Source organism: Methylobacterium sp. E-066 (assembly GCF_022829635.1).
Classification (GTDB): Bacteria; Pseudomonadota; Alphaproteobacteria; order Rhizobiales; family Beijerinckiaceae; genus Methylobacterium.
Window position 1 is genome coordinate 131,201 of the sequence record NZ_JAKSYO010000183.1, and the last position, 16,831, is coordinate 148,031.

The following is a 16,831-nucleotide window of genomic DNA, read 5'->3' on the forward strand; positions in this document are numbered from 1 at the left end:
CGGTCGGTCCTTCGTCACACCGAGCTTATTGCCTCGGATGGCGCTTGAGGTCGAACACCCCGTCGGCCTAGAACCCTGACCCGCCCGACGCCCTGCGCCATCCCAAGAAATGCTCATCGGAGACCGATGTCGGGCTTCAGCTTCATCCACGCGGCGGATCTGCATCTCGGCAGCCCGCTCTCGGGCCTCGCGACGCGTGACGCGGAGCTCGCCCGCCGCCTCGCCACCGCCGGGCGGCAGGCCTTCGAGGATCTCGTCAGCCAGGCGATCGAGCGGCGGGTCGCCTTCGTGGTCGTGGCCGGGGACATCTATGACGGCGACTGGGCCGACAACACGATCGGGCTGTTCTTCGCCCGGCAGGTGGCCCGCCTCGACCGGGCCGGCATCCCGACGATCCTGGTGCGCGGCAACCACGACGCCGAGAGCGTGATCACCCGCTCGATCACCCTGCCGCCCTCGGTGCATGTGTTCCCAGCGGCCCGGGCCGAGACGCTGCGCCTCGAATCCCTGCGGGTCGCCGTGCACGGCCGGAGCTTCCAGGCCCGGGCCGTGGAGGAGAACCTGTCGCTGACCTACCCGGCCGCCCTGCCCGGCTGGTTCAATCTCGGCGTGCTCCACACCTCGTGCACCGGCCACGCGGCGCACGAGACCTACGCCCCCTGTTCGGTCGCCGACCTCACCGCCCGGGGCTACGATTACTGGGCGCTCGGCCACATCCACGAGTACGCGGAACTGTCCCGGGATCCCTGGATCGTGTTCCCCGGCAACATCCAGGGCCGGAGCGTGCGCGAATGCGGCGCGAAGGGCGCGGTCCTGGTGGAGGTCGCAGACGGGCGGGTGAACGGGGTCAGTCGCGTCCCCCTCGACCGCGCGCGGTTCGAGCAGGTCACCGTCGACCTGAGCGAAGCCGCCGACACGCGCGCGGCCCTCGAGAGTGTGGAGACCGCCCTGCGGCCCCTGGCGGAGGTGGCGGCGCAGCGCCTCGTCCTGGTGCGGGTGCATCTCGCCGGCACCACCCCGGCCCATGACGCGCTCTCGGCCGACAGAGAAAACGTCACCGCCGAGATCCAGGCCGCCGCCCACCGGCTGCACGAGGATATCTGGCTGGAGCGCCTGAAGATCGAGACCCGCCGGCCCCGCGCCCCGGTCGAGGCCTCCGGGGCGGCGATCGACCCGGCGGCCCTGCTCGCCGATCTCGACCGCGACCCGGATTTCCGCAGCCGGGCCAAGGCGGCGCTCGCCGAGATCGGCGCCCGCATGCCCGCCACCGCCGCCGCGGAGGCCGATCTGGAGGCCGAGTTCGACGCGCTCTGCGCCGAGGCCGAGGCGCTGATCCTGGGCCGCCTCGGCGGCCGGCATTGCTGAGGCGCGCAAAATGCGGCTGATCCGCCTCGCCCTGGAGCGCTACGGCGCCTTCACCGACCGGACCGTGACCTTCCGGCCCGAGGCCCGCCTGCACGTGGTGCTGGGGGCCAACGAGGCCGGCAAGAGCACGGCGCTCGCGGCGGTCACCGACCTGCTGTTCGGCTTCGAGAAGACCACCCGCTACGCCTTCCTGCACGACATGCCGCTGCTGCGCCTCGGCGCCGAGGTCGAGGCCGCCGACGGGCGCCGCCTGGCCTTCCGCCGCCGCAAGGGCAACACCCGGACCCTGATCGACGCCGTCGAGGCGCCGCTGCCCGACGACGCCCTGGCGCCGTTCCTCGGCGGCATCTCCCGCACCGTGTTCTGCCGCGCCTTCGGCCTCGACGCCGGCAGCCTGCGGGCGGGCGGGCGCGAGATGGTCGATGTCGAGGGCGAGGTCGGCGCCAGCCTGTTCGCGGCGGGATCGGGCTTGCGCGGCCTCACCGAGCTGCAAACTGCCCTCGACGCGGAGGCGGATGGCATCTTCGCCCCCCGCCAGGCCAAGCACCGGACCTTCTACCAGGCGCTGGAGCGGCACGAGACCGCCCGCAAGGCGATCCGCGAGAAGGGCCTCCGGTCCGGGGATTGGCGTGCGCTGAACGACGAGATCGCGGCCGCCGCCCAGCAGCTCGACACGCTCCGGGCCGAAACTCAGCGCTTGGCAACCGAGCGCGCCCGCCTGGAGCGCCTGAAGCGTGCCCGGCCGATCGTCGCCGAGATCGACGTGTTGGACCACCGGATCGCCGCGGATTCCGGCCTCGCCGAGGCGGATTCCGCCTGGATCGAGCGCCTGGGCGCAGCCCTCGAACGCTGCCGCAAGGCCGAGGCCGAGGCAGCCCGCGCCGACGCCGCCCTCGCCCGGGCGCGGGGCGAGGCCGAAGCGGTGCCGGTGGAGCCGGCCCTGATCCTGCGCGCCGAAGAGATCCTGGCGGCGTTCAGCGGCACCAAGGAATTCGAGAAGGGCGGCACCGACCTGCCCCGGATCGAGGGCGACGCCCACAAGGTCGGGCTCGACCTGGAGCGTCTGCGCGCCCGGATCGGCGCCCCGGATCTCGCTGCCCTGGAGGCCGACCAGCCCACCGACGCCGCCCGCGCCCGGGTCGAGCGGCTGATCCGCGACGGCCGGACGCTCGCCGCCGCCGAGGACCAGCTCGCCCGGGACGCCGCCGCGGCCCGGGCCGAGCGCGACCGTCTGGCCCGGGAGGTCGAGGCCGCCGGCGCCACCCACGATCCGACGCCGCTCCGCGAGACTCTGAAGCCGCTCGCCAAGCTGCACGAGCGCCTCGCCGCCCATGAGGCGCTCGACACCGCGATCCGGCGCGAGACGGCGCTGCTGCGCAACCAGGCCGCCCGGCTGTCGCCGCCGGTGGCCGACACCGCCGCGCTCGCCCGCATGCCCCTGCCCAGCGCCGACACCATCGCGCGCTATCGCGGCCTGCTCGACGGCAAGCGGCGCGAGCAGGAGCGCGCCGCCGACCGCCGGGACGCGGCGCGGACCCAGGCCGACGCCACCCGCACCCGCCTGCGCGAGCGCGAGGCCGGACGGCCGATCGCCACCCAGGAGCGGCTCGAGTCCGTGCGGGCCGCCCGCGACGCCGCCTTCGCGCCCCTGCGCGACGCCTTCGCGGCCGGCCGGACCACCGAGCCCGGCACGCTGGCCGCCTACGAGCGCGCCCTGTTCGAGGCGGATCGCCTCGCCGACGAGCGCGCCATCGACGCCGCCCGGGTCGCGGCCCACGCGGCCGATCTCGACCGCCTTGCCGCCGAGGATGCGGCGCTGGCGGCGACGGAGCGGGTGCTCGCCGGGATCGCGGACGACATCGCCGAGGGCGAGGCCGCCTGGCGCGAGGCCTGGCAGCCCGCCGGCCTCGTCCCCGGCCCCCCGGCCGAGATGGCGGCCTGGCTCGCCGAGACCGAGAGCCTGATCGACGGGGAGCAGCAGCTGGCCGAGCAGCGGATCGAGCGCGACCATCTGAAGGCCCGGATCGAATCCGCCCGGGCGCCGCTCGCCGACCTGTTCACCCGCGCCGGGCTCGATCCGGCGCCGGAGGGCGAGATCGGCCTGGCCCTCGAACGGCTCGAGGCCCGGGTCGCCACCCTGGCGAGCCGCTGGGAGGCCAATCTTGAGACCGGCGGCCGGCTCCGCGCCGCCGCCGCGACGGCGGAGAAGCTGGAGGCCGCTCTGGCCGAGACCGCGACACGCCGCTCCGCCTGGCAGGCGGACTGGGCGGAGGCGCTGCGTCCCCTCAATCTGCCCGCCGCCGCCCGGCCCGAGGAGGCCGAGGGTGCGCTGGAAGCCTGGCGCACGGTGCCGGACCGGCTGACGGCCCGCGCTGAGTTGCAGCGTCGGGCCGCCGGTCTCCGGCGCGATATGGACGGCTTTCGGAGCAAAGCGGCTGCCCTGGTCGAGGCCCTGGCGCCGGACCTCGCCGGCACGCCGCCCACCGGCGCGATCCGCACCCTTCACGCTCGCCTGGTCGCCGCCCAGGCCCGGGAGGCCCGCCGTGCCGAGCTGGACCGCCGCCTGGAGGAGGCGGAAACGGCCTTGCGCCACGCCGTCGGCCTGCGTGATGCCGCCCGGACAGACCTGACCCGCCAGGTCGCCGACACCATGCCGGATCTGGCCGAGTCGTCGACGGCCGCAGTCGAAGACATATTCGGCCGGCTGAACGCCCGGGAGATGCTCCGGGCCGAGCGCCTGCGGCTGCGCGGCAGCCTCGCGGGCGCCGCCGATGGCCTGCCCGAATCCGAGATCCGCGCCGGCCTCGACGCCCTGCCCCCGGAGGCCGTGGAGGCGGAGCTGGCGCGCCTCGCCATGGAGGCCGAGGAGCAGGCCGAGCGCGGCCAGGTCATCTTCGCCGACCGCGATCGGGCCGAGCGGCGCCGGGCGGAACTCGAAGGCGGCAGCGGCGCCGAGCTGGCCGCCGCCGAGCGCAAGGCGGCGGAAGCCGACCTCCAGGCGGCGTCCCGCTCCTGGGCGGTGCTGCGGCTCGCCGGGCTGATGCTCGGCCAGGCGGTGGCCCGGCACCGGGCCGGCCAGCAGGATCCTCTGGTGGCCCGGGCCGGCGCCCTGTTCCGGGCCCTCACCGGCGGCGCCTTCACCGGCCTCGCCCAGACCTACGACGAGGCCGACACGCCCAAGCTCGCCGGCCAGCGCGCGGGCGGCGCCCTGGTCGGGATCGAGGCGCTCAGCGAGGGCACCCGCGACCAGCTCTACCTCGCCCTGCGCCTGGCCTACCTGGAAGATTACGCCGGCCGCGCCGAACCGGCGCCGTTCATCGGCGACGATCTCTTTTCTACCTTCGACGAGGCCCGCACCGGCTACGGCCTCGATGCGCTCGCGGAGATCGGCGCCAGCGTCCAGCCGATCCTGTTCACCCACCACCGCCACGTAGCCGAGATCGCCCGGGATCGGCTGGGGGATGCGGTCGATGTGTTGGAGCTGTAGGGGGCGGTTTGCGGAGGCGCGCTCTCCCTGCGGAGCTCAATTGGTCAGAGATCAGCTTTTGCTGGCCGCGACGACCGCCTTGTGCTGTGCGGGCTAGCGGCTTCACTCATCATCGACCGCATGAGGCGCGGGTCCCCTCTCCCGAGCGGGAGAGGGACAGGGTGAGGGATGCGCCTTGTCCGGAAAGACCTGATCCCTCACCCCAACCCTCTCCCGAACGGGAGAGGGGGCGCGGCGCGGTCTGCAACAACGCCTGCGCCTTAAACCTTTGCAGCCCGTAGCCCGCACGGCAGAGGGGGGAGGCCGTGCCTTACACAGGCCGAGGCGGGGCCCTCTTCAACGGCGGGGGAATGGGACCTGAGCCTCGTCCGGCATTCAGCCCCCCAGATACCGCCCCTCCAGATGCGCCCGGAACGCCGCCGTCCCCAGGGGCGCTCCCGTTGCCCGGACCAACAGATCATCCGTCCCGAGCAGGCTGCCGACCTCGTGGACGTTGGCGCGCAGCCAGGTGCGCAGCGGCGCGAAATCGCCCGCGGCGAGGCAGGCCGGCAGAGCGGGCTCCGCGGTCCGTGCCGCCCGGAACAGCTGGGCCGCGGCGAGTGCGCCCAGCGTGTAGGTCGGGAAATAGCCGAAGGCCCCGCTCGGCCAGTGGATGTCCTGCAGGCAGCCGAGGCGGTCCTCCGGAACGGTGAGGCCGAGGAGGTCGCGCAGGCCGTCGTTGAAGGCGCCGGGCAGGTCGGTGACCGCGAGGTCGCCCGCGATCATCGCGGTCTCCAGCCGGTAGCGTAGCAGGATATGGGCCGGGTAGGTCGCCTCGTCGGCATCGACCCGGATGAAGCCCGGCCGGACCTGGGTGTTCAGGGCGTGCAGGTTCTCCGGCGACCATTCCGGTCCGGAGCGGCCGAACGCCTCACGCAGCAGCGGCGCCAGATAGGTGAAGAATTGCCGGCTCCGGCAGGCCTGCATCTCGACGATGAGCGACTGGCTCTCGTGCAGGCTCATGCCCCGGGCGGCGCCCACGGGCTGGTGCCGCCAGGCGGCGGGGCGGCCCTGCTCGTAGAGGGCGTGGCCGGTCTCGTGCAGCACGCCCATCAGGGCGCGGCCGAAATCGGCCTCGTCGTAGCGGGTGGTGATGCGTACGTCGTCGGTAGCGCCGCCGCAGAACGGGTGCAGGCTGATATCGAGCCGGCCGCGGGCGAAATCGAAGCCGAGCGCAGTCATCAGCTTGAGGCCGAGCGCCCGCTGCGTGCCCGTGTCGAACGGCCCCTCCAGGGGCAGCGGCGCCGGGCGGGACTCCTGGATCGCCCGGGCGCGGGCGATCAGGTCCGGCAGCCAGCTCGTGAGGTCGGCAAACAGCGGGTCGATCACCGCCCGGCGCATGCCGGGATCGTAGCTGTCGAGCAGGGCGTCGTAGGGGTCGAGTCCGAGCGCCGCGCCCTTGGCCTGCCCGATCTCCCGCTGGAGCCGCAGCACCTCGGCGAGATACGGCGCCAGCCGGGCGAAATCGGAGTCTCGGCGCGCCTCGCGCCAGACCATCTCGGACCGGGACACGGCTCGCGAGCTGGCCTCCACGAGGTCCCGGGGCACGGCGCCGGCATGGGCCTGGGCGCGACGCATCTCCCGCAGGTTGGCCGCGGTCCAGGAATCCAGGCCGCCCTGCCGCTCGGCGGCGGCGAGCTCGTCCCGCGTCTCGGGGGCCGTCAGCATCTCGTGGGCCAGCCCGCGCAGGATCGCCAGCTGGTCGCCCCGCGCTTCGGCAGCCCCGTCGGGCATCAGCGTCTGCGCATCCCAGCCGAGGATCCCGGCCGCGCCTTCCAGGGCCGCGAGGCGGGAGAAGCGCTGTTCGAGGGTCTGGTAGGCGGTCATGCGATCATCCGTTCCGGTCGGTTCGCGATCGTTGCGGCCCCGCGGGATCGTGCCCGCGGAGGACTTATAAGACATATTTCCTATAATATGTCAAGGGCCGGCGTCACCCTGCCTGCAGCATTTCCAGCTCCAGCCACCGGTCCTCCGCCTGGGACAGCTCGGTCTCGGCCTGGGCCAGCATGGCGGTGGCCTTGTCGAACCGGGCGGGGTCGCGGGCGTAGAGGTCGGCATCGTCGAGGATCGCCTTGAGCTGGGCGATCGCCGCCTCCAGCTTCGCGATGCGGGCCGGGAGCGTCTTCAGCTCGTGCTGGTCCTTGAAGCCGAGTTTGGGCTTTCCGGCCGGCTGGGCGGCCGGGGCCGTGCGCTCGCGCGGTTCCTTCTTCGAGGGCGCGACCGTGCGCGCCTCGACCCCCTGCCCGCGCTGGACCAGCATGTCGCTGTAGCCGCCGGCATACTCGACCCAGCGGCCCGAACCTTCCGAGACCAGCACGCTGCTGGCCACCCGGTCGAGGAAGTCACGGTCGTGGCTCACCAGGATCAGGGTGCCCTGGTAGTCGCCGAGCATCTCCTGGAGCAGGTCGAGGGTCTCGAGATCGAGGTCGTTGGTCGGCTCGTCCAGCACCAGGAGGTTGGCCGGTTGCGCCAGCGCGCGGGCGATCAACAGGCGGTTGCGCTCGCCGCCGGACAGCACCGAGACCGGGGTCCGGGCTTGCTCGGGGCTGAACAAAAAGTCCTTGAGGTAGCCGACCACGTGGCGGCTCTGGCCGTTCACCGTGACGCTGTCGCCGCTGCCGCCGGTGAGCACCTCGGTGACGGTCATGCCGGGCTCCAGCGTCGCCCGGGCCTGATCGAGCACCACCGGCATCAGGTTGGTGCCGAGCACGACCTGCCCCGAATCGGGGGCGAGCCGGCCCATCAGCAGGTTGATCAGGGTCGACTTGCCGGCTCCGTTGGCCCCGACGATGCCCAGCCGGTCGCCGCGCATCACCCGCAGGGACAAGCCGTCCACGATGGTCCGCTCACCGTAGGATTTGCTGATCTCCCGGGCCTCGACCACCAGGCTCCCGGAGGATTCGGCGTCGGACGCGTTCATGCTGACGCTGCCCACCGGGCGGCGGACGTCGCGGCGATTCTGGCGCAGCTCGTGCAAGTTGCCGAGGCGGCGGACGTTTCGCTTGCGGCGGGCCGTGACGCCGTAGCGCAGCCAATGCTCCTCGGCGGCGATCTTGCGGTCGAGCTTGTGCTGGTCGCGCTCCTCCTCTTCGAAGAACGCGTCGCGCCAGGCTTCGAAATTCGAAAAACCCTGCTCGATTCTTCGCGTCTCTCCGCGATCCAGCCAGATCGTGGCGCGCGACAATGCGGAGAGAAACCGCCGGTCGTGGCTGATCAGGACCATCGCGGCCCGGGTCCCGCGCAGCTCCGCCTCCAGCCACTCGATCGCCGGCAGGTCGAGATGGTTGGTCGGCTCGTCGAGCAGCAGCACGTCGGGCTCGGGGGCGAGCGCGTGGGCGAGTGCGGCGCGCCGCCCCTCACCGCCCGAGAGTTTTTTCGGATCCTCGGCCCCGGTCATGCCCAGGCTTTCGAGCAAGTACCGGGCGCGATGGGCGGATTCGCCCGGCGGCAGGCCGGCTTCGACGAAGTCCAGGGTGTTGGAGAACCCTGAAAAATCCGGTTCCTGCGCGAGGTAGCGGATCGTGGTGCCGGGCTGGACGAACAGCCGCCCCTTGTCCGGCTCGACCAGGCCGGCGGCGATCTTCATCAAGGTCGACTTGCCCGAGCCATTCCGCCCGACGAGGCAGGTGCGCTCGCCGGGGGAGATGGTCAGGTCGGCGCGGTTGATCAGCGGCGTGCCGCCGAAGGTGAGCGCGACGTCCTGGAGGGTCAGAAGTGGGGGAGCGGCCATGCCGGGCTTATGGCAGTGCCGGGCGTCGGGTTCAAACGGCGCCCCCCGTCCCTCAGGCGATCGGGTTGGCCGGCCCGGTGGGCGGGCTGATCTCCGGTGGACCCGGATCGTTCACCGGAATCTCCGGCGGCTGGATGCCGGGCGCCTCAGCCGGGGTGTTGCCGGGGATTTCGGGGCCGGGCGGCTGCGTCGGAGCCTGCGGCGGATCGTACGGGGTGTCGGGAGCCGGCGTTGGCTGCGGCGGCACCTCGGGGATCTGGCCCGGATCGGCGAGGGTGAAGTCTGGCATGGTTCTCCTCCAGAAGGCCCGCGGCACTGTTCCGCGCCGTTCGGGCAGCAACGAGGGCCTGCGGCCGGAGTTCCGGGCCGCTATTTCTTGGTGAGCAGGAGATTGCCTTCCTTGCTCGCCACCTTCTGGATCTTCTCGGCGAACAGGGCGAGCAGGAACGGAAGCTTCACCTCAAGGCGCACGCTCTCGGCGCCGACATCGATCGTGCCGCCGATCTTCTGAGTCATGGCCGAGACGCCGAAATCGAGGCGGTCGCCGGTCCAGGCCAGTTGGTCGACCGTAACACCGCTCTTGGCCAGGAAGGCTCGCGCCTGGTCGGTGCCGTGCTCGAGGCGCCGCTTGGCCTCGTCGCGGCCGAGGTCGTGCGGGATGTCGACGATCAGGGGTTTGGGCATGGGTCGGCTGGATCCGGGCTGCTTTCGCAGCACATGGGGCCTCCCGATGCCGCAGACAACGTCGGGAGGCCGCAGGGCTTCAGGACGTGTTCGACCTGGAAGCCGTCAGCACCGGATGCTCAGTTGAGGACCTGGAGCGAGACGTAGCTCGTGCCGCCCATGCCGAGCGCACGGGCCGAGCCCCGCGAGAGGTCGATGATGCGGCCGTGCACGAACGGGCCGCGGTCGTTGATCCGCACCACCACCGAGCGACCGGTCCGGCGGTTCTCGACGCGGACGCGGGTTCCGAACGGCAGGCTGCGATGGGCGGCGGTCAGTCCGTTGGGGTTGAAACGCTCGCCGTTCGCGGTGCGATGGCCGCTCCCGTACCAGGAGGCCGCGCCGCTCTGGGCAGCAGCCGGGAGGGTCGTTCCGACGATGGCAGACAGCATTCCAACGGAGGCCACGAACTTACCGAAACCAGATGTCATTCTTCCCGCATTCCCTTGTTGTTACCGGGGCGGCGCCAGTCGTTTCAGAAATCGACCGGAATATGGCGGGATTTCAAGGCGGGTTCAGGTCACATTTTGGCCTGCTTTTGCCTGGTCATGAAGATGACTTAAGGGTTTACTGCGGGATATTTCCGGTCTCGACTTGATTTGTATCGTCGACTGTCGTGCGCGGTAATCGGCAAGTCGCATCGACGGGCCGCTGCTTAATCCTCAGATCGGCTTATTGTCCCAAGGCTTGCACCGGGCGTGACCCAGCATCCCGCTGAGGTGGAGGCGGACCCCGCCGGAGGCCGACATGTGTCATCTTGCGCACCGCAAAAGGATTGGGCGCTAAATAACGGTTCGGCCGCCAATTAAGCGGCATCGGCGCAAGAGACGGCACGCGTCAACGCGGTGCGACACGCACGCCTCGACTACCGAATGACTGGTTGGGTCCAAGCTAGGCAAAAACTGCAGCCCCAGAACGGGACGCCGGCCGGGCAATTTCGACAACGCGACCTTTACCGTGTCCGACGCATGGTCTGCCGGTCAGTCGCGTAACCGGTGTTTGCCATGGCTTCCCCGCGTACCGTGGTTGCCGACGCCGTCGCCCGGAAACAGGTCTCGCGTGCCGGGCGGCCCGCGTCGGCGCCACGGATGGGTCTCGTACCCGTCCAGCGTCCCCTCCCCCTCGACCAAGTGCTGGTCGGGGATTGCATCGCGGCCATGAACGCGCTGCCGGCGTCCAGCGTCGACTGCGTCTTCGCCGACCCGCCCTACAACCTGCAGCTCGGCGATGCCGGCCTGCTGCGTCCGGACCAGAGCCGTGTCGACGCGGTCGACGACGACTGGGACAAGTTCGCGACCTTCGAGGCCTACGACGCCTTCACCCGGGACTGGCTCGCCGCCTGCCGGCGCGTGATGAAGCCGAACGCAACCCTTTGGGTGATCGGGTCGTACCACAACATCTTCCGAGTCGGGAGCGCGTTGCAGGATCTCGGTTACTGGATCCTCAACGACATCGTCTGGCGCAAGGCCAACCCGATGCCGAACTTCCGCGGCAAGCGCTTCACCAACGCCCACGAGACCCTGATCTGGGCCTCGCGCTCGGCGGAGTCGAAAGGCTACACCTTCCATTACGATGCGCTGAAGGGGGGCAATGAAGACCTCCAGATGCGCTCGGACTGGTTCATCCCGCTCTGCACCGGCGAGGAGCGGCTGAAGGATGCGGAGGGCCACAAGGTCCACCCGACCCAGAAGCCCGAGGCCCTGCTCGCCCGCACCCTGATGGCGGCGACCAATCCCGGCGACGTGGTGCTCGATCCGTTCTTCGGCACCGGCACCACCGGCGCCGTCGCCAAGCGCCTCGGCCGCCGGTTCATCGGCATCGAGCGCGAGGCCACCTACGCGAAGGCCGCGATGGAGCGGATCGCCGCCGTCCAGCCGCTGTCGAAGGCTGCCCTCATGGTGGCGCCGACGAAGCGCGCCGAGCCGCGGGTGCCGTTCCTCTCGGTGATCGAGGCCGGGCATATCCGCCCGGGTGAGATCGTCACCGACGAGCGCCGCCGCTTCCGCGCCACGGTGCGTCCGGACGGCCAGCTCGACAACGGCCTTGTGATTGGCTCGATCCACAAGATCGGCGCCCTGGTCCAGGGCCTCCCGGCCTGCAACGGCTGGACCTTCTGGCACGTCGAGCGCTCCGGCAAGCCGGTGGTGATCGACAGTTACCGGGCCGGGCTGCGCCAGGCGATGGCGAACGGCTGAGCCGTCCCCGTATCGGCCATGGGCTCCCAAAGGGCTCAGCCCTTTGGCGGGTGCAGGGCGGAGCCCTGCGAATAGCTTGGGGCTTTGCCCCAAACCCCACCAAAGGGCTCGCCCTTTGGGAACCCGTTACCATTGCATCTAGCGACGCCGCGCCGCGCTCGGCCGGCGCGTCGGCGGCCGGGCGCGCACCGGGGCCGGCGGCGCCTCGGGCTCGCCATCCAAAAAGTCGTCCGTGTCCGGCGGCGGCTCCGGCGCCGGTTTCGGCCGGGGCTTGGGGACTGCGCGCACGCTCGGCCGCGGCTCCGGATCCTCCATCGTGATCGGCGCCTCCATGGCCGCGAGCAGCGGCATCGGCGGCGGCTCCTTCTTCGGGCGGCCGCGCGGCTTCTTCTCCGGCTCCGGCTTCGGATCGAAGGCGTGGGCCAGCACCTTGCGCATCAGGCCGGGCAGCGGCTCGTCGTCGAGCGCAGCGCGCGGGGTGAAGCGCATTCCCGGGGGCGTCGGGGTCGAGAGCGCGACCCGGGCCGAGAACACGGTCAGCTCCAGCGGGAAATGCGTGAAGCCGTGGCGGACGAGGCCCGGCAGGCGCTTCCATCGGGCGTCGAGGGGCGCGTCCAGAAGGGCCGAAGCCACGTCGTAGTCCGGCTCCCAGGCGCTGCCAGGCGGCTCGGCCATGTTGCCGAGAAGTCCCTCCGGAGGGCGGGTCCGCAGCAAGACCGCCTCGTCGCCGCTGCGGATCGCCACGAAGGCCGCGCCGCGGCGGAGCGCCCCCTTCGCCAGCTTGATCTTGCGCGGGAACGTGTCCTGCGTGCCGAGCGCCCGGGCCTGGCAGGGCAGCATCCAGGGGCAGAGCGCGCAGGCGGGGCGCTTGGGCGTGCAGATCGTCGCGCCGAGATCCATGAGCGCCTGGGCGAAGTCGCCCGGCCGGTCGGGCGGCACCAGGGCTTGCGTCAGCCGACGGATCTCCGGGCGGCTGCCGGGTAGCGGCGCTTCCACGGCGAAGACCCGGCTCAGGACCCGCTCGACATTGCCGTCGACTGCCGCCTCCGCCCGCTCGAACGCGATCGCGGCGATCGCCCCGGCCGTGTAGGCGCCGATTCCCGGAAGCTTGCGCAGGCCTTCGGCCGTGTCGGGGAATCGGCCCGCGGCGGCGACCGCCTTGGCGCAGGCATGGAGGTTGCGCGCCCGGGAATAGTAGCCGAGCCCGGCCCAGGCCGACATCACCGCCTCCTCGGGGGCTTCGGCCAGCGCGTCGATATCCGGAAAGCGCGTGAGGAACCGCTCGAAATACGGCCGCACCGCCGCGATCGTGGTCTGCTGGAGCATCACCTCCGACAGCCAGACCCGGTAGGGATCGGGCACCTCACCGGCGAGCGCGCGCCACGGCAGGACCCGGCGATGCCGGTCGTACCAGGCGAGCAGGTCGTCGGCGCGTGGTCCGGGACCGGACCCGGAATCCGTGGGTGGGCAGGTCGGCATGGGCCAGGCTGCATAAACGGAGGGGCCGGCCGATCATAGGGCCGTGAAACGTCAGCTCATGCTCCCTTCGTCAACGAAGCTGCGCTAACCTCGTGCGACTCATGAGATGGGCGAGGCCCGAACCACCATGGCGCGCGTCAAACCGCTGGCCGAGCTGATCGAGAGTTGCATCGGGCCGGCCTTCGCGGCGCAGGGCTTCGCGTCGACCGACATCCTGGCCGCCTGGCCGGAGATCGTCGGCGAGCGGCTGGCGCGCTACTGCCGTCCGTCGAAGCTCGAATGGCCGAAGCGCCGCCGCAAGGATGGCGACACGCCCGAATCCGGGACGCTGGTGGTCCGCGTCGAGGGCGTCTTCGCCATCGAGCTCCAGCATCTCGCGCCCGTGGTGATCCAGCGCATCAACGCCCATTACGGTTGGGCCTGCGTCTCCCGCATCGTGCTGCAGCAGGACCGGGTCGGCCGCGGCGGCCGGCCGGCGCCGCGCACCGGCATCGACCCGTCCCGGGCCGTGGAGGTGAAGCGCGCGGTGGCGGCGATCGAGGATGACGGCCTGCGTGCCGCCCTGGATCGGCTCGGGATCGCGGCCGTGGCGACGCGGCCGGAGCGCTGAGCCGCAAGATCCGTCGGCGATTCCGTCACCTTGCCAGGACAGCCGCGCCCGCGTACCGAACCGGGACGCCAAGACCGAACTAATCCGGCGGAGCCTGCCCATGACCACGCGACGCGACGCTCTCAAGTTCACCGGCCTCGCGCTCGGCGCCGGCCTCGCCCTGCCCTATCTCATGCGCTCGGCCTGGGCGCAGAACGCCGACCTGGCGGCGCTGATGCAGCCCGGCCCACTCGGCGATGTCTGGCTCGGCCCCGCGGATGCCAAGTGCACGATCATCGAATATGCCTCGATGACCTGTTCGCACTGCGCCGCGTTCCACCGCACCACCTGGCCGGTGCTCAAGGAGCGCTACATCGACACCGGCAAGGTGCGCTTCACCCTGCGCGAGTTCCCGCTCGACCCGCTGGCGACGGCAGCCTTCATGCTGGCGCGCTGCCAGGGCGATGCCAAGTATTACCCGATCACCGACCTGCTGTTCGACCAGCAGCCGGCCTGGGCCTTCACCCAGAAGCCGGTGGACGCCCTGGAGCAGATGCTGCGGCAGGCCGGCTACACCAAGGACACGTTCGAGGCCTGCCTGAAGGACCAGAAGGTCTACGGCGCGGTCAACGCCGTGAAGCAGCGCGGGCTGGACGTGATGAAGGTCGATTCCACGCCGACCTTCTTCATCAACGGCGAGCGCTACACCGGCGAGATGACGATCGACGGCATGGAGAAGGTGATCAAGCCGATCCTCGGCGCTTGATCGGCTGTGCGGGGCGATGCGCGAAGCACCGCGCCCTGGACCAGGCCGAGAACCGAAAACACCATATCCGTCAAAGGTTTAATATGTATCGGCGTCGCCTTGACACTCAAGATAGGCGAAACTATGGTGCGCCCGCTTGATGGGGGCGTCTAGCCGGTTTCAGATCCTCCCGCCCTGTGAGTTTCAGCCGTGAGCGGCGACGATTCCAGGGACGGGAACGGGACCGAGGGAACGCCGACGGACAGCGAACTCTCCGCGAGGCTCAGACGTCTCGAGACGCAGATCGAACGGAAGCGGCCGCAAGCCGCTCCCGATCCTTCCTTGCGGCCTCGGGGCACCGGGCCCTCCTCGCTTGGTCAGGCCATGACGATCTCCACGGAGTTCGTCGCGGGCGTGATCGCGGGGGGCATTCTCGGCTGGATCGTCGATCATGTCTTCGGGACGAAACCCTGGGGCCTGATCGTCCTTCTGATGCTGGGGTTCGTGGCGGGGATCTACAACGTGATGCGGGTGTCAGGTTTTGCCGGCGCGCGTCCCGGACGAGGCGACCGGCAAGAGCCATAAGGCACGCCGGTCGACAGGGGTTTGAGGCGGCCGAGTGCATCGGCGCGCCGGATCAAGAGGGGCGGAAGCGAGAATGGCGGTCACGATCGACCCGATCGAGCAGTTCGAGCTGAAGCCGCTCGTATCCCTCGGCCATATCGGCCATCAGCAACTCGCGTTCACGCAATCCGCCCTGTACATGTTCGCCGCCGTCGGTGTGATCGCGCTGATCACCGTGGTGGCGACGGCCTCGCGCTCGGTGGTGCCGGGGCGGATGCAGTCTCTGGCCGAAATCTTCTATGAATTCATCGCCGACACGCTGCACCAGGCCACCGGCGACGGCGGCAAGCGCTTCATGCCGCTGGTGTTCTCGCTGTTCATGTTCGTGCTGATCCTGAACCTGTTCGGGATGATCCCCTACGCCTTCGCTGTGACCAGCCACCTGATCATCACCTTCGGCCTGGCCGCCCTGGTGATCTCGGTCGTGGTGATCTACGGGGTGATGAAGCACGGGACGCACTTCTTCGGACTGTTCGTGCCGTCGGGCGTGCCGAAGCCGCTGCTGGCGATCCTCGTGCCGATCGAGATCATCTCGTTCGTCTCGCGGCCGATCAGCCTCTCGGTCCGTCTGTTCGCCAACGTGCTCGCCGGCCACATCGCGATGAAGATCTTCGCGTTCTTCGTGGTCCAGCTTCTTCTCGCGGGTGCGTGGAGCGTGCTATCGCCGCTTCCGCTGTTCCTGACGATTGCCCTGACCGCCCTCGAGTTCCTCGTCGCGGCGCTTCAGGCCTACGTCTTCGCGACGCTGACGGCGATCTACCTCAACGACGCGCTCCATCCCGGCCACTAGGCGAACGCCCCGGCCACCCAGCTTCACCCCGGCCTGCAGACTTGGCCGGCTCCACCCGCCGCGAACGTCACCGCACGTTTCGATCTGAAGAGACCTCAGGAGTTATCATGGATCCCGTCGCTGCGAAGTACATCGGCGCCGGCCTCGCTTGCCTCGGCATGGCGGGTGCGGGCATCGGCCTCGGCAACCTGTTCGGTCAGTTCCTTGCCGGCGCCCTTCGCAACCCCTCCGCGGCCGACGGCCAGCGCGCCACCCTGCTCCTGGGCTTCGCCCTGACCGAGGCGCTGGGCATCTTCTCGCTGCTCATCGCGCTGCTGCTGCTCTTCGCCGTCTGATCGACGCGCTTCGGGGGCCGCGGACGACGCGGCCTCCACCGGGCAGTCCACCGCCCGACCATCAGGTGGGCGCTTCGCGAGCGAGGCGTCCGCCTTCTTCCGTCACCGCGTCGGCGGTGATCCTGCGAACGGTGTCAGTGTAGCGGTCCCATGGCGCAGCCGAATCCCCTCACCACGCCGCCCCCGGGCGCCGACACGCAGATCGTGCCCGGCCATGTCGAGCACACGGAGGCGCATAGCGGTGCCTTCCCACCCTTCGAGACCTCCGGGTTCCTGTCGCAGCTGATCTGGCTCGCGCTGGCCTTCGGTCTCCTCTATTACCTGATGGACAAGGTCGCGCTGCCGCGGATCCAGGCGATCCTGCACGCCCGCGCCGAGCGCTTGCGCGCCGATCTCGATCAGGCTCAGGCGATGAAGACCGAGGCCGACGCCGCCGGCATCGCCTACGAGACCGCGCTCCGCGACGCGCAGGGCAAGGCCCGCGACATCGCTCAGACCACCCGGAACGAGCTGGCGGCCGAAGCCGAGACCAAGCGCAAGGCGCTCGAAGCCGAGCTGAACGCCAAGCTGTCGTCCGCCGAGGCGACGATCCGCACCCGCACCGAGGCCGCGATGGGCAATGTCCGCAGCATCGCCGGCGAGGCCGCATCGGCGATCGTGGAGCGCCTGACGGGCCAGGCGCCCGATCCGGCGACCCTGAATCGCGCCCTCGACGCCACCGCACACTGAA

General features: G+C 70.8%; 15 protein-coding genes. 9 read left to right on the forward strand and 6 right to left on the reverse strand.

From position 1 onward, the window contains the following. Window positions 1-126 precede the first annotated feature (126 nt). Both MKL20_RS26565 and MKL20_RS26570 read left to right on the forward strand, forming a co-directional pair. The gene (locus MKL20_RS26565) at window positions 127-1,365 is read left to right on the forward strand and encodes an exonuclease SbcCD subunit D (protein ID WP_244039164.1); all 1,239 of its coding nucleotides are present in this window, start codon (window positions 127-129) and stop codon (window positions 1,363-1,365) included. Between the two features lie 10 nt (window positions 1,366-1,375). Next, a complete protein-coding gene (locus MKL20_RS26570; protein WP_244039165.1) occupies window positions 1,376-4,852 on the forward strand; it encodes an ATP-binding protein in 3,477 nt (1,158 codons plus the stop codon). 375 nt (window positions 4,853-5,227) lie between these two features. Here MKL20_RS26570 and MKL20_RS26575 read toward each other — a convergent pair whose 3' ends face one another. From MKL20_RS26575 to MKL20_RS26595, 5 genes are all read right to left on the reverse strand, one after another. After that, window positions 5,228-6,718 carry a carboxypeptidase M32 gene (locus MKL20_RS26575; protein ID WP_244039166.1) on the reverse strand — a complete coding sequence of 497 codons (1,491 nt, stop codon included), beginning with the start codon at window positions 6,716-6,718 and terminating at the stop codon, window positions 5,228-5,230. A gap of 103 nt (window positions 6,719-6,821) precedes the next feature. Beyond that, window positions 6,822-8,621 (reverse strand): ATP-binding cassette domain-containing protein, encoded by a 1,800-nt coding sequence (locus MKL20_RS26580; protein ID WP_244039167.1) that lies wholly within the window; start codon window positions 8,619-8,621, stop codon window positions 6,822-6,824. Between the two features lie 52 nt (window positions 8,622-8,673). Continuing rightward, window positions 8,674-8,910, reverse strand: a complete 237-nt coding sequence (locus MKL20_RS26585) for a hypothetical protein (RefSeq protein ID WP_244039168.1) — start codon at window positions 8,908-8,910, stop codon at window positions 8,674-8,676. 80 nt (window positions 8,911-8,990) lie between these two features. Continuing rightward, window positions 8,991-9,305, reverse strand: a complete 315-nt coding sequence (locus tag MKL20_RS26590) for a polyhydroxyalkanoic acid system family protein (protein WP_243971335.1) — start codon at window positions 9,303-9,305, stop codon at window positions 8,991-8,993. A gap of 119 nt (window positions 9,306-9,424) precedes the next feature. Next, complete coding sequence (locus tag MKL20_RS26595) at window positions 9,425-9,775, reverse strand: septal ring lytic transglycosylase RlpA family protein (protein WP_409568203.1); 351 nt, start codon at window positions 9,773-9,775, stop codon at window positions 9,425-9,427. A gap of 573 nt (window positions 9,776-10,348) precedes the next feature. On the opposite strand from MKL20_RS26595, the gene MKL20_RS26600 reads away from it, so the two are divergent. Beyond that, window positions 10,349-11,539 carry a site-specific DNA-methyltransferase gene (locus MKL20_RS26600; protein WP_279595006.1) on the forward strand — a complete coding sequence of 397 codons (1,191 nt, stop codon included), beginning with the start codon at window positions 10,349-10,351 and terminating at the stop codon, window positions 11,537-11,539. 138 nt (window positions 11,540-11,677) lie between these two features. Here the strand turns inward: MKL20_RS26600 and mutY are convergent, their stop codons facing one another. Then, a complete protein-coding gene (gene mutY, locus MKL20_RS26605; protein WP_244039169.1) occupies window positions 11,678-13,018 on the reverse strand; it encodes an A/G-specific adenine glycosylase in 1,341 nt (446 codons plus the stop codon). Between the two features lie 127 nt (window positions 13,019-13,145). Here mutY and MKL20_RS26610 point away from each other — a divergent pair, with 127 nt between their 5' ends. From MKL20_RS26610 to MKL20_RS26635, 6 genes are all read left to right on the forward strand, one after another. Next, the gene (locus tag MKL20_RS26610; protein ID WP_243971340.1) at window positions 13,146-13,628 is read left to right on the forward strand and encodes a DUF721 domain-containing protein; all 483 of its coding nucleotides are present in this window, start codon (window positions 13,146-13,148) and stop codon (window positions 13,626-13,628) included. A 100-nt stretch (window positions 13,629-13,728) separates the two neighbouring features. Further along, window positions 13,729-14,373 carry a DsbA family protein gene (locus MKL20_RS26615; protein ID WP_244039170.1) on the forward strand — a complete coding sequence of 215 codons (645 nt, stop codon included), beginning with the start codon at window positions 13,729-13,731 and terminating at the stop codon, window positions 14,371-14,373. A 189-nt stretch (window positions 14,374-14,562) separates the two neighbouring features. Further along, the gene (locus MKL20_RS26620; protein WP_243971344.1) at window positions 14,563-14,937 is read left to right on the forward strand and encodes an AtpZ/AtpI family protein; all 375 of its coding nucleotides are present in this window, start codon (window positions 14,563-14,565) and stop codon (window positions 14,935-14,937) included. 73 nt (window positions 14,938-15,010) lie between these two features. Then, on the forward strand, window positions 15,011-15,766 hold the full coding sequence (locus tag MKL20_RS26625; RefSeq protein WP_243971346.1) for a F0F1 ATP synthase subunit A: 756 nt from the start codon (window positions 15,011-15,013) through the stop codon (window positions 15,764-15,766). Between the two features lie 107 nt (window positions 15,767-15,873). Next, the gene (locus MKL20_RS26630; protein WP_007566773.1) at window positions 15,874-16,101 is read left to right on the forward strand and encodes a F0F1 ATP synthase subunit C; all 228 of its coding nucleotides are present in this window, start codon (window positions 15,874-15,876) and stop codon (window positions 16,099-16,101) included. Between the two features lie 150 nt (window positions 16,102-16,251). Further along, window positions 16,252-16,830, forward strand: a complete 579-nt coding sequence (locus MKL20_RS26635) for a F0F1 ATP synthase subunit B' (protein ID WP_244039171.1) — start codon at window positions 16,252-16,254, stop codon at window positions 16,828-16,830. Window position 16,831: the final 1 nt, after the last annotated feature.

What these genes read in the sequence shown, in the direction of transcription:
- MKL20_RS26635 (WP_244039171.1), top strand. Translation starts at nt 16,252, where the DNA reads ATGGCGCAGCCGAATCCCCTCACCACGCCGCCCCCGGGCGCCGACACG.
- MKL20_RS26575 (WP_244039166.1), bottom strand. Translation starts at nt 6,718, where the DNA reads ATGACCGCCTACCAGACCCTCGAACAGCGCTTCTCCCGCCTCGCGGCC.
- MKL20_RS26630 (WP_007566773.1), top strand. Translation starts at nt 15,874, where the DNA reads ATGGATCCCGTCGCTGCGAAGTACATCGGCGCCGGCCTCGCTTGCCTC.
- MKL20_RS26625 (WP_243971346.1), top strand. Translation starts at nt 15,011, where the DNA reads ATGGCGGTCACGATCGACCCGATCGAGCAGTTCGAGCTGAAGCCGCTC.
- MKL20_RS26590 (WP_243971335.1), bottom strand. Translation starts at nt 9,305, where the DNA reads ATGCCCAAACCCCTGATCGTCGACATCCCGCACGACCTCGGCCGCGAC.
- MKL20_RS26565 (WP_244039164.1), top strand. Translation starts at nt 127, where the DNA reads ATGTCGGGCTTCAGCTTCATCCACGCGGCGGATCTGCATCTCGGCAGC.
- MKL20_RS26595 (WP_409568203.1), bottom strand. Translation starts at nt 9,775, where the DNA reads ATGACATCTGGTTTCGGTAAGTTCGTGGCCTCCGTTGGAATGCTGTCT.
- MKL20_RS26600 (WP_279595006.1), top strand. Translation starts at nt 10,349, where the DNA reads ATGGCTTCCCCGCGTACCGTGGTTGCCGACGCCGTCGCCCGGAAACAG.
- MKL20_RS26585 (WP_244039168.1), bottom strand. Translation starts at nt 8,910, where the DNA reads ATGCCAGACTTCACCCTCGCCGATCCGGGCCAGATCCCCGAGGTGCCG.
- MKL20_RS26570 (WP_244039165.1), top strand. Translation starts at nt 1,376, where the DNA reads ATGCGGCTGATCCGCCTCGCCCTGGAGCGCTACGGCGCCTTCACCGAC.
- mutY (WP_244039169.1), bottom strand. Translation starts at nt 13,018, where the DNA reads ATGCCGACCTGCCCACCCACGGATTCCGGGTCCGGTCCCGGACCACGC.
- MKL20_RS26615 (WP_244039170.1), top strand. Translation starts at nt 13,729, where the DNA reads ATGACCACGCGACGCGACGCTCTCAAGTTCACCGGCCTCGCGCTCGGC.
- MKL20_RS26580 (WP_244039167.1), bottom strand. Translation starts at nt 8,621, where the DNA reads ATGGCCGCTCCCCCACTTCTGACCCTCCAGGACGTCGCGCTCACCTTC.
- MKL20_RS26610 (WP_243971340.1), top strand. Translation starts at nt 13,146, where the DNA reads ATGGCGCGCGTCAAACCGCTGGCCGAGCTGATCGAGAGTTGCATCGGG.